This is a genomic window from Labrys sp. F242, assembly GCF_057813875.1.
On the sequence record NZ_JBVASG010000004.1, the window covers coordinates 466,332 to 479,646 of the forward strand.

13 protein-coding genes are annotated in these 13,315 nt (G+C 63.0%); 3 read left to right on the plus strand and 10 right to left on the minus strand.

From position 1 onward, the window contains the following. Window positions 1-3: 3 nt before the first annotated feature. Complete coding sequence (locus tag ACZYTC_RS25590) at window positions 4-1,218, minus strand: helix-turn-helix domain-containing protein (protein WP_488990862.1); 1,215 nt, start codon at window positions 1,216-1,218, stop codon at window positions 4-6. Between the two features lie 92 nt (window positions 1,219-1,310). Between ACZYTC_RS25590 and ACZYTC_RS25595 the strand changes: the two genes are divergently transcribed. After that, window positions 1,311-2,138: a DUF2182 domain-containing protein gene (locus tag ACZYTC_RS25595; protein WP_488990863.1), complete on the plus strand. Its 828-nt coding sequence runs from the start codon at window positions 1,311-1,313 to the stop codon at window positions 2,136-2,138. A gap of 40 nt (window positions 2,139-2,178) precedes the next feature. Here the strand turns inward: ACZYTC_RS25595 and ACZYTC_RS25600 are convergent, their stop codons facing one another. Beyond that, entirely contained in the window at window positions 2,179-2,421 is a 243-nt protein-coding gene (locus ACZYTC_RS25600) for a hypothetical protein (protein WP_441770743.1), read from the minus strand. A gap of 199 nt (window positions 2,422-2,620) precedes the next feature. Here ACZYTC_RS25600 and ACZYTC_RS25605 point away from each other — a divergent pair, with 199 nt between their 5' ends. After that, entirely contained in the window at window positions 2,621-3,097 is a 477-nt protein-coding gene (locus ACZYTC_RS25605; protein WP_488990864.1) for a hypothetical protein, read from the plus strand. A 75-nt stretch (window positions 3,098-3,172) separates the two neighbouring features. Here ACZYTC_RS25605 and ACZYTC_RS25610 read toward each other — a convergent pair whose 3' ends face one another. Both ACZYTC_RS25610 and ACZYTC_RS25615 read right to left on the minus strand, forming a co-directional pair. Further along, window positions 3,173-3,511: an ElaB/YgaM/YqjD family protein gene (locus ACZYTC_RS25610; RefSeq protein WP_488990865.1), complete on the minus strand. Its 339-nt coding sequence runs from the start codon at window positions 3,509-3,511 to the stop codon at window positions 3,173-3,175. A gap of 202 nt (window positions 3,512-3,713) precedes the next feature. After that, window positions 3,714-4,436, minus strand: coding sequence for a response regulator transcription factor (locus ACZYTC_RS25615; RefSeq protein WP_488990866.1), 723 nt, complete (start codon window positions 4,434-4,436; stop codon window positions 3,714-3,716). 495 nt (window positions 4,437-4,931) lie between these two features. On the opposite strand from ACZYTC_RS25615, the gene ACZYTC_RS25620 reads away from it, so the two are divergent. Continuing rightward, the gene (locus ACZYTC_RS25620; protein ID WP_434960781.1) at window positions 4,932-5,351 is read left to right on the plus strand and encodes a DUF1236 domain-containing protein; all 420 of its coding nucleotides are present in this window, start codon (window positions 4,932-4,934) and stop codon (window positions 5,349-5,351) included. Between the two features lie 512 nt (window positions 5,352-5,863). On the opposite strand, the gene ACZYTC_RS25625 is transcribed toward ACZYTC_RS25620, so the two are convergent. The 6 genes from ACZYTC_RS25625 to ACZYTC_RS25650 form a co-directional block, all read right to left on the minus strand. Next, window positions 5,864-6,742, minus strand: coding sequence for an SMP-30/gluconolactonase/LRE family protein (locus tag ACZYTC_RS25625; protein WP_488990867.1), 879 nt, complete (start codon window positions 6,740-6,742; stop codon window positions 5,864-5,866). Window positions 6,743-6,806: 64 nt separating this feature from the next. Next, a complete protein-coding gene (gene kce / locus ACZYTC_RS25630; protein WP_488990868.1) occupies window positions 6,807-7,733 on the minus strand; it encodes a 3,5-dioxohexanoate:acetyl-CoA acetone transferase in 927 nt (308 codons plus the stop codon). A 9-nt stretch (window positions 7,734-7,742) separates the two neighbouring features. Continuing rightward, complete coding sequence (locus tag ACZYTC_RS25635; RefSeq protein WP_488990869.1) at window positions 7,743-8,687, minus strand: 3-hydroxyacyl-CoA dehydrogenase; 945 nt, start codon at window positions 8,685-8,687, stop codon at window positions 7,743-7,745. Between the two features lie 29 nt (window positions 8,688-8,716). Next, window positions 8,717-9,496, minus strand: a complete 780-nt coding sequence (locus tag ACZYTC_RS25640; RefSeq protein WP_488990870.1) for an SDR family oxidoreductase — start codon at window positions 9,494-9,496, stop codon at window positions 8,717-8,719. A 26-nt stretch (window positions 9,497-9,522) separates the two neighbouring features. Continuing rightward, window positions 9,523-11,598 (minus strand): ABC transporter permease, encoded by a 2,076-nt coding sequence (locus ACZYTC_RS25645; protein ID WP_488990871.1) that lies wholly within the window; start codon window positions 11,596-11,598, stop codon window positions 9,523-9,525. Next, on the minus strand, window positions 11,595-13,145 hold the full coding sequence (locus ACZYTC_RS25650; protein ID WP_488990872.1) for a sugar ABC transporter ATP-binding protein: 1,551 nt from the start codon (window positions 13,143-13,145) through the stop codon (window positions 11,595-11,597). Before ACZYTC_RS25650 ends, ACZYTC_RS25645 begins: the two co-directional genes overlap by 4 nt. Window positions 13,146-13,315 lie beyond the last annotated feature (170 nt).

Sequence of the window (13,315 nt, forward strand, 5' to 3'; positions counted from 1 at the left end):
ACTTCATGGCAAAGGCGCGGGGAGTAACAAGGTTGTCGCGAAACTCGGCACGGGCGGCGTCACCCAGCGGCGTGCCCGGCCGCGGCCGAAGAACTGCACTTTGGCGGCCAAGGCGAGCTCGTCGAGGGCGCGCTGCACCGTACGCTGGCTGGCACCGAGCGCAAGCGCTAGAGCCGAGCTCGACCAGGCTTCGCCATCGGAGAGGAACGCCAGCACCGCTGCATATTTCTCTTCGACCGGCCGGGCCAGTACCAGGACGTCGCCGGCACGGCGAGGGACCAGGGCAAAGCCGCGCCGGGTCGCGTTGACGGCGGCCATTCCCCGCAAGATCGCGCGCAGGCGGCCCATCTCGACCCGAAGCCGGGCGCGATGGGACTCGTCGGCCGATTTGGCTCCGAAGGCGCGCGCCACCAGTTCGTCGCGCGTCACATCGCCGGGCCAGGCCTCGCCCAACGCCCTGACAAGGGCAAACAGCACCGGCCGTCTGGCGAGCGAAGCCCCCTTCTCTGCATCGCGCACGACATGACGGCAGGCATCGACCAGGAAGGCTTTCGATGTCTGCAAAGCCTCGACTTCATCGAGCAGCACGGGGCGTTCGCAGCCGCCGGTGATCAGGCGCGCGGCCGGTGTGTCCAGAATCCGCATGGCGCTTTCGACCTCCGCCGCCAACGCCGGGATCCCGGCCTGGCGTGCGGCCAGCTTGGCCCGGGTCAGCGCCTCACGGGCCTGTCGGGTCCGCAGCCTGCGCATCGCAATGCCGGCAACCACCAGATCATGCGCCGTCCTCAAGGCCGGCGGCAGCGGCGCGGGATCGAAATTGGCAAGCTCTGCCTCGGCGGCGTCCAGGCGCCCGATCAGCAGCAGGCGCCGAGCTTCGAGATATCTGGCATGTGCGGCATTCACCCAGTCGCCATGCTGTTCCAGCGTCACGCGCGCCGCATGAAGGGCCTTGGCGGGCCAGCCTAGATCGCGCGAGACGAAGGCGATCTCCGCCTCGGCGACAACGCATCTTGCGCGCGCCACCGCTTGCCTGGTGCCGAAGGCACGGCCCGCGCTTCGGATCAGTGTCCGAGCGCGATCGAGGTCCCCGAGCTGCGCCATTGCGATGCCGCGCAGGGCCAATGCCGGCGCATCGTCGCGCAGGGCAATCCGGTTCAGGGCACCGAGCGGATCGCCGGCGGCGAGCGCACGGGCCGCGGCCGTAATCAGCGAGTCCATTCGAATCCCGCCAAACTTGTCACTCCCACCATCCGACACTCCCGGACTAGCACGAAACACCGGATCGTATCGAGAACGCCGCGAGACCCGTCATGAGCCTCATTCACGCCAGCAGGATATGGAACAGCCCAGCGCATGACGGCGCCGGATGGATCTCCCGGCTTACCTTTGTCGGCTGTCTGGGTCTCGCCTTCGCGCTGGGCACGGCGATCATGTTGGAATGGTCGCTGGCGATGGCCGGCATGGGCGAGATCCCGATGCCCGGCAACTGGACGATGTCGATGATGTGGCTGCCGACATGCGGGCAGAGCTGGCCCGGCTTGGTCCTATCCTTCCTCGCCATGTGGCTGGCCATGATGGCAGCCATGATGCTGCCGAGCCTGTCGCCCGTCCTGTGGCGCCGTCGCGAGGCTCTGGTCGCGGCGGGAAAAAGGCGTCCCGGCCATCTCATCGCCCTGATCGGCCTGGGTTATCTCTCGGTGTGGGCCTTGGTCGGCTGCCTTGTCTTCCTGTGCAGCGCAACCTTCGCGGTAGCATGCGCCAAGCTGCCGGAGTTGTCGCGTACCGTACCGCTCGCCGCAGGCCTGATCGTTCTGTTGGCCGGCGCCTGGCAATTCACGCCATGGAAGGCCCACCAGCTCGCCTGCTGGCACGGTATGCCAGCAAACAGAGTCGAGCGACCGGCGCACGCGGCCTTGCTGGACGGCTTGTGGCTGGGGGCCCATTGCAGCCTGAACTCCGTCGGCCTGACCACGATCCTTCTGATGACCGGGATGATGGATCTGCGCATGATGGCAGCCGTCACGGCGGCCATCAGCTTCGAGCGTCTCGCACCGAACGGTCCACTCGCCGCGCGGCTGATCGGAGGCGTAATCATCGCCGCCGCGCTGATCCTGATCGTCAAAGCACTTGGCGGTTAGAGCACCGTGCCGAAAAGCGGATGCCGGTTTTCGGTACGTTTCAGGTCCCGCGGCGTGCGGTGAAAGCGGGCGGATCGCTGGCAGGGAACGACTCGTCGCTCGCTTCGTCGACCTCGTCCCAAGGATCGGCAGGCTGCATCGCCATATTCCGGCGCCTACCGGCGGCTGCCGCGCCGTGCGCATTCAGCACCTCCAGTTTCCGGCGCAGCCGATGATTGTCATCCAGAAGCCTGGCAATGGTGATCAGTCCCGCAAATGAAGCCAGAAGGCCAAGGCCACGCATATCGTCCTCCCTTTTCAAGCCGCAGACCCCGCCCGATCGCCGTGGCCTTGATGTCCAAACGCCTTGCTGCTGAACCTGCTAACCGGCCCCGTGGTTCCCGCCGGCTGACCCTGTGGCTCTGCTCCAATTCGTCGCAGGCCAGAAACCTTTGCTGTTGGTAGCGGTTCTCGCCATCGACAATCATCAAGGTACGGATCCGATGCAAGCTTATGACGTGCGCGCGCTTTTCTCATTTGCCGACAGAGCCAGTCGGCTGAGCGGCAGCGATCCATCGCTCGATCGCGACATCTGCCTGAGCCTTCGTTATCTCGATGGTTGCATGTTCGCCGATTGGCTGGTCGTCCTGCCTGACCATCGCCTGTCTTCAGCCAATGGTTCGCATCGTGCCGAGCCTGACGCGCTCACAGCCTCCGTCGATGCCGTCGAAAGACTTCGGCAATGCCTGCTGCCCGGGAGCCGATTGAATGTCAGGTCGCTCGATGGCGCCCTGGAACAGTTTCAATGCCAGGTGCGGTATGGTTTAGACGCAGATGAAGCCGGCAAGGCAGTCGTCGCCGGCTCGGAGCCTTGCGCCCGGCTGGCGGCTCTCCTTCATGCCTTTGCCAATTCGACCCTGGGTTGGCCAAATCCTGCAAGCGAACCGGCCAGGCTGCGCTTTGCCCTGGTCGACAAGTAAGCGCAGCTGGTAAAGCACCCCTGGCCGAAAAACTGTTTCAGAACAGCGTGTCGATGCTTGCTCGACACGCAAACATCAACGGCGTTCGCTTCCGAGCAGGGTGGCGCCGACCACAAGCCCTATTACGAACCCGACAATGCCGGCTGAGGACAGGATCGTCGCGGCGGTGCCTGGGTGTTCCCTCGCCGCATCGGTCACGGCGTGCGCTTGCTCGCGTGCTTGCTGGAAGGAAGCTCGCGTCTGTCCCTTGGCTCGATCCACGGCCTCCGAGGCCGCCTCGCGCGTGCGCTCCAATGTTTCGGCGCCACGGTCCGCGATGGATTTGCCAAGTGCGCCGATTTCCTTTCTGAGTTCGGTAATCTGCTTTTCCAGTTCCTTGCGCACATCGTCCGAGGAAATCGAGTCGGCCATCATGTTCTCCGTTCTGGTGATCCGTGACGGCGATGGCTCGTAGCCTGCACCGCACCCAACTATAACGCCCGACCTGGCGCCATGTTCCCGTCTTGCCGCCGACGCACGAAAAAGGCTCCCCTTGGGGAGCCTTGGAGCATTTTGAGATTTGACGCGGTTCAACTGGAATTGCGGTCGGTACGACCGTTGAGGGAAATCCCCGCGATCAGTTGAACAGATCCTGGGTCAGGATCGCCACTTCCGTGCGATTGCGCGCCTTGATCTTGCGCATGATGTTGCGGATATGGATCTTCACCGTGCTCTCGCTCATTTCGAGCTTGTAGGCGATGATCTTGTTGGACTCGCCGCGGCGCAAGTGGTCGATGACGTCGATCTGCCTTTGGGTAAGAACCTGGTGGAATGGCCCCTTCTCCGGAGCCTGCATGGGAGCTGTCTGCGCAGCCAGGAGGCTCGTAACAGGCACAAACCTCTCCCCGGCCTGGACCAGACGAATGGCCGCCGCCGCCATATCCAGATTGAAGGTCATACCGACAAAACCACGGGCGCCTTGCTCCAGGGTACGGCGAACCAAAGCGGGATTCTCGGCATCGGAGAGTACGATGATCTGGCTATCGGGAGCCTTGGCTTGCAGCTTGGCAATGTCGTCGCAGATGGCGTGTTCCGTCGCCCAGTCGCCAGTTGCGCACAGCAGTACGGTCACGGGAGCGGCTGGGTCCAACGGGCGCCATTCGTCTACCGATCCGTAGCCGCTCATCGTGCAGTTCAATTCAGAATCGGCGAGGCAGCGCGCCAGACAGTCTCGGATCAGCGTTGCCGCGCTGATGATGAGGACCGGGATTGTTGCAATCCGAGGCGTGACGGAGGGCGTGGCAATGGGCGCCGTCGGTAGCACTGCGTCATCGCGCAGTCTCGGCGGGCGATCAAACATGTCGACGCTCCTATAGGCGTCGGAAAGAACAGCAGTACCCATTACCATATTACCTTATATCAGACCGCCCCTATCCAGCAGGCCTACAAACTGCGTGGAGCGATAGAGGTATTTCCCTGCGGCGTATGTGCGATTTCGCACATACGCCGTGGCGTGGCGCCCCACGGACGATGGCGAATCCAGTTGGCGGACAATGATCTGATGTGCCCTGGAGGACCGTTACCCACGCTGGAATCGAGAGCTCATTGCCGCGCGTGTAAGCAAGACCGATAAGAATTCTCGTTCTATATAGATCGATATCTTCAGAATTTATCAGAATAATATAAACGCCATACATTTATCTGAAATGTGTTCTCATTGAGAAATCAAAGATAATTTGAAGGCAGCTGCCATAATTCTTATTTTAGGAAAATTTATATGGGAACAATTTTATCCTCCGATTGTTATACTGCTCATATCTGGAGTGCGTACACTCGACAATCGCGGAGAAAGACCATGACAAACAGGTTGATGAACTTGATTGGCGTATCTTTGGTGGCGCTATGGCTGCCAGCCGCTGCCCAGGCGCAAGGCGTGATGGGCGGAGCCCAGGAAGGGGCGGAACGCGGTAATGAGAACGCCGGGCCGATCGGCGGCATCGTCGGTGGCACGGTTGGCGCTGTGACGGGCGGTATCAACGGACTGCTGGGAATTCAGCAGCGCCCCCGCTTCCGTCAATATGTGATCGAGAGGCACGTTCCGTCCTACCGCTATGAGGAGCCCGTCAATGTGGGCGTCGTTCTGCCCGAGGACGGTATCGAATATTATGACGTGCCCGCGGACTATGGTGAAGTCCGCTACAAATATACGGTGATCAACGACGAGGTGGTGTTGGTCGATCCGGGCACCCGCCGGATCGTACAGGTTGTAGAATAGGGCTCGCTTGCGGCCGTGCCTCGCTTCGAACGGGCTCGCTGCAGAGTTGATTGAGAAATCTTCCGGCTGCGCGACACAGCAGCCGGAAGATCAGGGCTTCTGCTTCAGCAAGCGCGGACCAGGGCATGGCACTTCGGCACGCCTCTATCGCCATAAGAGTGGCGGATATAGGTATGCACTACACCTGACAAAGCAGATCAGCTCGATAAGACATCGATATAGGAATATTATATATGTCATTGATATATAATATCTTTTTATAAATACAAGGAAGAGGCTTGCCCTTTCGGCATAGGCACAAGATGCGCCAAACGGGTATGCGCGCTCGGTGCATGAGCAAGCCAATTTAGCGTGGCCACCTCGTATAAGTCAGGTTATCAGCACAAGGTCATTCTTATCCTTAACTTCAACGAGCCAACCCATCGGAGTTCGTGTCAGGGCGCCTCTGACGGGACGCCCGCGTACGCCGTGACCGGGAACCGCTGCCACGTCCCTGCCATTCTCCGATCCCCTCACCCGCCGAAACGGGGTTCCGGGATGCCCCGAATGCCCAGATCATGGATGGCGAAGAGGCTGCCCCGCAACACGCCATCGCCGGGGAAGCGCGGCAAAGGCGGCTTGGCCATCGAGGTCACATAGAGCACATCAAGATCGGGACCGCCGAACATCACGCTGGTGACCTTCTTGACCGGCATCTCGATCACCCGGTCGACCGAGCCGTCCGGCCGATAGCGCACCAGCTTGCCATCGTAGACCAGGGCATTCCACAGGCAGCCCTCGGCGTCCACCGTCGAGCCATCGGCCGCACCACCACCCGATCCATCGACCTTGGCGAAGGTCCGGCGGTTCGACACGCCGCCAGTGTCCTGGTCATAGTCATACGCAGAGATCTCGCCGGACCAGGTGTCGGTGAAATAGAAAATAGTACCGTCCGGGCTCCAGCACGGCCCGTTCGAGCAGATGATGCCGGAATCGAGCCTGGTGACCTTGAAATCCGTCGACAGGCTGTAGAGCGCCCCGTTCGGCCCTTCCTCCATCGTGTCCATCGAGCCGGCGATGAAGCGGCCGCGCTTGTCAACCTTGCCGTCATTGATGCGGTTGTTGGGCAGGTCGGGCTCGGGATCGTGGATGAGTTCGACGTCACCCGTCTTGAAGTCGAGAAGATGGAAGCCACGCGCCAGCGAGACGACGGCGCCCGAGCCGTCCTTGCGCAGCGCCATGGAGCCGATTTTCTGCGGCACGTCCCAGGCCCGGAGCTCCCTGCCAGCGGCAGTGGCACGGAAGACGCGGCCGTCGAAACTGTCGATCCAGTAGAGACGCTGCTGGTCGACGTCCCAAAGCGGGCCCTCCCCCAGGGTGGTCTTCACATCCAGCAAGACTTCGATACGCATGCTCGTTCCCTCTCCTTCAGCCGTTTTGTCGTCAGCCTTCCGGCTGGCAGCCCCGATCAAGTGCTCAGAAATTCACGGCATGGCCGCCTTTCAGGCTCAGTATTTCGCGGGCCTCGTCCGGGGTCGCCACGGCGAGGCCCAGCCCCTCGATGATCTGGCGGACCCTGGTGACCTGTTCCGCATTGGAGCGGGCGAGCACGCCGGGCCCGTTCCAGAGCGAGTCCTCCAGCCCGACGCGGACGTTGCCGCCCATCGCAGCCGACATCGCCGCAATGTTGAACTGGTTGCGGCCCGCACCGAGGACGGACCAGCGATACTGGTCGCCGAACAAGCGATCTGCGGTGCGCTTCATGTGCTGGACGTCGTCGGGATGGCCGCCAATGCCACCCTGCAGGCCGAAGACGGTCTGGATGAAGAGCGGCGCCTTCACCAGGCCGCGATCGAAGAAATATTTTAGATTGTACAGGTGCGCCGTGTCGTAGCATTCAAACTCGAAACGGGTGTCGTTGCCCGCGCAGGTGGTCAGGATGTGCTCGATCTGCCCGAAGGTGTTGCGAAAGATGATGTCCTTGTTGGCGAGATAGGTTCGCTCCCACTCATGCTTGAGATCGGTGAAGCGATCGAGCATGCCGAACAGGCCGAAATTCATGGAACCAAGATTGAGCGAGGCGACCTCCGGCGCGAAGGTTGCCGCCGGTCGCACGCGCTCCTCGATGCTCATGGTCGGGGCACCGCCGGTGGTGAGGTTGATGACGCAGTTCGAGCGCTGCTTGATCTGGGGCAGGAACCTGGCAAAGGCCTCCGGCTTCTGGTCGGGCTCACCGGTCACGGGATTGCGGGCATGGAGGTGCACGATCGCCGCGCCGGCCTCGGCGGCGCCGACTGCCGCATCGGCGATCTCTTCCGGCGTCACCGGCAGATGCGGCGACATCGAGGGCGTATGAATGGCGCCGGTTACGGCGCAAGTGATGATGACTTTATTGCGGGCCATGCCGTTTACTCACTTTCCGATGTCCTTGGCGGTCCTGCGCTTGTGCGCGCGCAGAGCCATCAGCTGGCGGTCGCGCCATTTCTGGCGCTCACCGAGCTTGTCGCGCGGTAGAAGGGCGCTGCGCTCCGCTTCGATGCGCTCCATCACGGGGCCAGCCCAATCGACGCGGTACTGCACCGACGGGAAGATGTTGGCGTAGATGCCTTGGTAGCGCTCGGCATAGTCGCGCACGCCCCCGGGCGCGTTGAGGTCGATCGTCTCGAAGGGGCCCATGAACGACCAGCGCAAGGCCAGCCCGTCGCGCAGGCCTATATCGATGTCCTCGACGCTGGCGATATCGTCGGCGACCAGGCGGAACGCTTCTTCGAGCAGAGCACCCTGCAGGCGGTTCATGATGAAACCGTCGATCTCGCGCTTCATCACCAAAGGTGACTGGCCACAACTGCGCATGAAGTCGGCCGCCTTGCACATGGCCTCCTGCGAGGTCCAGGGCGAGGGGCAGACCTCCACCGCTTGTACCAGGTAGGGCGGATTGATCGGATGGCACACGAGGCAGCGCTGGCGACCGGGAAGATGCTCCATGAAGGCGGAAGGCAGGATCGCCGAAGTCGAACTTGCCAGCACCGCCTTGGCGGGCGCCAGCCGGTCGAGATCGGCGAACAGAGTGCGTTTCAGCTCGACCTGTTCGGGCGCGTTCTCCTGGACGTGGTCGACGTCATCGAGCGCTACGGCAAGATCGGGCTCGATGCGGATGCGTGCCTTGACTTCGTGAGGTTCGGAACCGCCGAGAAGGTCATTTGCGGCAAGATCCGGCAACATCTCGTCGATGAAGGCCAAGGCTTTCGGTAAGGCGTCGGCATCCTTGTCCCAGAGCCTGACCTCATGGCCGGCCCTTGCGAAGGTGATGGCCCAGGCGCGGCCGATGAAACCGGATCCGATGATGGCTGTCTTCATGGGAATGTTCCCGACTGAGAGGGAGGCGCTCACAGGGACTCGACGTTGCCGTCGACGCCCAGGGACTGGCCGGAGATGTTGATTCCGGCCGGTGACAACAGGAAGAGCACCATCGCAGCGACATCCTCCGGGCCCGTCATGCGGCGCAGCGAGATGCGGTCGAGATATTGCTTCTCCATCGCCTCATAGGGCACGCCGACCTGGGCGGCGCGATCGCGGATCACCCCTTCCATGCGCGGCCCGCGGATGATGCCGGGCAGGATGGCATTGACCCGGATACCGGAGGGGCCGAGTTCCTTGGCAAGGCTCTGGGTGAAGCCGATGACACCCCATTTGGCGGCCGAATAGGGCGTGCGATAGGCATAGCCATAGCGCCCCGCCGCCGAGGACAGGTTGATGATGGCGCCATCGCCCGCCTGCTTGAGCAGGGGCACGCCGTGATGAGAACATAGGAACTGCCCGGTGAGGCAGATATCGATGGTGCGGCGCCAATCGGCGGGCGAGATCTCCTCCACACCGCCGGTCGGCCCGGCAATGCCGGCATTGTTGATGAGCGCATCGAGGCCCCCGAGCCCGGCTCGCACGTCGTCGAAGAGCCCAGCCACGGCCTCTTCGTCCGAGACGTCGCACAGGCTGGCACCGTGTCCGGGATGAGCTGCCCTGAAATCGGCAAGATGCTGCTCGGCGACATCGCACACATGCACCCTGGCACCATTGTCGATTAAGAGATCGGCAATGGCGCGACCGATGCCGGAAGCTCCGGCTGTGATGAGAACGCGAAGGCCAGGTTTGAGGGCAATTCCGATCATGTATATTTCCTTGATTTACAATGTTTTCAGGAATTTTTTTCACGCAATGTGATAACGGCGCAAAGCACCACGACCCCGTAGAGAATGGCGCGGGTCGCATAAGGGAGCGTGGTGCCGGCCAGCAGGGTCTGCAGGGCCGTCAGCAGCAGCACGCCGCCGATCATGCCGATATAGCGCCCTCGCCCGCCGGTGATCAGCGTTCCTCCAACCACGGCGACGGCGATGGACGGCAGCAGATAGTCATCGCCCATGCCCAGGCTCGCCTGGCCGGAGAAGCCGGCGAGGAGGCAGCCCACCAGGGCCGCACAGCAGCCGGACAGCATATAGACCTTGACCGTGGTTGCGCCGACCGGCACGCCCGACAACTGGGCCGCGCGCGCGCCATTGCCGATGGCATAGACACGCCGGCCGAAGGCGGTCCGGCCGAGCAGGACGATGGCGAGGAACACGAACAGGACGACGAGGGGCACGATCGGCGTAACGCCCATCACCTGCCCGGTCATGATCCAGCGAAGCCCCGGGGCCGAGAAACCGTCGGGCGTCCCGCCGGAATAGACCAGCGCGAAGCCCTGCAGGATGCCGTTCATCGCCAAGGTCATCACGATCGGCGACAGGCCGAGGGCAACGATGCCGAGGCCGTTCAACAGCCCGATGAACGTACCCATCGCCAGGGCCAGCGGCAGCGCATAGAGCATGGCGCTGTCCGATCCCTTCATCAGGCCGGCGCTGACGATGCCGCAGAACGCGATCGTCCACGGCAGGGAGAGGTCGAGGCCGCCGGTGAGGATCACGCTCCCCTGCCCGAGTGCGAGAATGGCCAGGAAGCTCGCGAGCACGATCAGTGAATTGTAGTAGCCCCACGACGCCAGCGTACTGCCGAGCACGAACTGGCTGACGATGAGGACGATCGCAAAGCAGACAAAGGCTGGAAGAACCGTGCGCAGATCCTCCTGGCGGCGGATCCAGAAGCTGGGACGGGCAATCTGAGATCGCGCGGCTTGAGCCGGCTCGGCCGGCAGTCGCAACCGCGTTTCCGGCAGTGACAGCTGCCGCGGCAGGCGGCCCTGGCGCCAGGCCGCCAAGCGATGGCCGATCAGGCGCAGGGTGGTGGCGAGCACCGATGTGCGGGTGATCGAAGCGCCGAGCACCGCCAGGATCAGGATGGTGCCCTCGACGACGGAGGAATAGAAGGCCGGCACGTTGAGGACGAGCAGGATGTTGACCACCATCATCAGCACATAGGCGCCGAAGATGGTACCAACAGGCCCGCCGCGCCCGCCGCCCAGCAATGTACCGCCAACCACCACGGCCGCGAACATCTGCAGCAGCATGGGATTGCCGACCAGCGGGTCGCCCGAGCCGGTCTGCGCGCTGATGAACACGCCGGCCAGGCCGTAGAGCCCGCCGGCCAGCACATAGACAAAGAACTCGCACAGGCGGGTGTTGAGGCCCGCCGCCCGGGCCGCGTCCCGGTCAGAGCCGATCGCGTAGATCGCCTTGCCGAAGACGGTATTCTTGAGGAAAAGCCAGCCCAACACCAGGAGTACGAGCATGAGAACCGGTCCCGGCAGCCATTCGGGGATCGCGTCGGCCGTGAAGAAGGCCGTGAAGTCAGCGGGAAGCTGGCCGCCGGGCTTGTCCATCACCAGCAGCGTCACCCCCTGCAGGATGAACATCGTCGCGAGCGTCACGACGATCGGCTGCAGGCGCAGGAAGGCGATGAAGAAACCGTTGAACGCCCCCGCCGCCGCTCCGATGGCGATGCCGGCGCAGGACCACAAAAGGATGTTGGAAGGATCGTCCTGCATGTGGCTTGCCAGTGCGACGTTCACCAGCGAAACCACGGCAGCCGCCGACAGGTCGAACCCGCCCGACAACACCACGATAGTCTGGCCGATAGCAGCCGTCGCCAGCGTGGCTCCGCCCGTAGCAATGGTCGAGACATCGTAATAGTTGAGGGATCCGCTGACGAGGCGGATCAGCCCGAGGCAGGCCAGGAAGGCGGTGACTGCGATCAGCGCACCCCGATGGCGCGACCAGCGCAGGCCCGCGCGCTTGGCCCGCGACGGCTTGAGGGACATGTCGACGTGGGCCGCGCTCATGATGCCTCCCGGATCGTGGAAGCGCTGCCCAGCGTGGCGCGCAGAATGGCGTCTTCGGAAATCGCAGGGCCGGTGAGATCGGCCGCAACCTTGCCGCGATAGAGCACGAGGACGCGATGGGCGAGATGGTCGAGTTCGGCAATCTCGGTGGAATGGAACAGGACGGCGCCGCCGGCGGCGGCATATTGCTGGATCAAGGCATAGATCTCGTGCTTGGTGCCGACGTCGATGCCGCGGGTCGGGTCGAACAGCAGCAGCACGCGGCTTTGCGCGAACAGCCATTTTGCGATGGCGATCTTCTGCTGGTTGCCGCCGGAAAAGGATTTCACGCTGGTCCACAGCGCGCGCATCTGCACGTTGAGCCTGCCGAAGACCCTGGCGACATCCGCCTCCTCGCGGGTTTCGTCGATCAGGCCGAACCTTGTATAGCGCTCGATCACCGGCAGGGAGACATTGCGCTGCCCGTCAAGCTTGAGGAAAAGGGCTTCGGTCTTGCGGTCCTCGGGAACCAGGCTGATGCCGATACGCGCCTCGATGGCGTCGCGCGGGGAGGTCAGCGTCACCGCCTGCCCGTCAATTCGGATCTCGCCGCGATATTCCTCCATGCCGAACAGGGCCGAGAAGAGCTCGAGCTGGCCCATGCCCTGCAGGCCCGCGACGCCGAGGATCTCGCCCGCACGCAGGTCGAAGCTGACCTCATCGAGCCTCTTATGGGTGCCAAGTCCTTTCACCGACAGCACGGGATCTCCGGTCAGGGACGGCACCGGCGGCTTGGGCGGAAAGGAACGACCCAGCTCTCTGCCCGCTATCATGCCGATCAGGTCCTCGTCGGCGACATCGGCAAGGCTGGCGGTAGCGATATGCTTGCCACCACGCAGGACCGTGACCCGATCGCAAAAGGCCCTCACCTCCGCCATGCGATGAGAGATGAACACCACCGTCACGCCGTCGCGCTTCAGCCCATCGATCAGGCCGCCCAGCCAGTCGATGTCCCGGCCGGACAAGGTGGAAGTCGGTTCGTCGAGGAGGAGGATCCTGGGGCGGCGGAACAAGGCGCGGGCAATCTCGATTTTCTGGCGAATGTTGAGATCGAGATCGCGCAGGTCGGTATCGAGATCGATCGCCTCCAGGCCGAGCGCTTCCAGATGATCAATCACCTGCCGGCGCGCCTCCGAGCGGCGGATCTGGCCGAACAGGGTCGGCGGATAGGGCAACAGCATATTATCCAGCACCGTCAGGTCCTTGACGATGGTGAGTTCCTGAAAAGCCGTCTGAATACCGAGCCGATGGGCTGCGCGCGGACTGCCGAGCACCGCCTGCTGGCCAAAGATCTCGAAATGGCCTGTCGTGGGCATGATCAGGCCGGACAGCAGCTTGACGAGCGTGGATTTGCCAGCGCCGTTTTCGCCCAGCAGTGCGTGGGCCTCGCCTGCCAGGACCTCGAAGGAGACGCCGTCGACGGCGATGGTCGGTCCGAAGGAGCGACTGATATCGCAGGCCGCAATCGCCGTTTTCGACAAGGCCGTCTGAACGGATATGGATGACATACGAGCCGGTCCCTGGAAATTGGTGTTGTCGGCAGCACCGGAGCCGGAATCGGTTCTGGTGCTGCAGATCTTTGATGCCGCATCGTTTTTGCCGAAGACCGGCGCCCCCTTTTCGGTACGATGCTCAAAGCAGTACAGGTGGGTCAGCAAGGATGGCGCAGACCCACGCC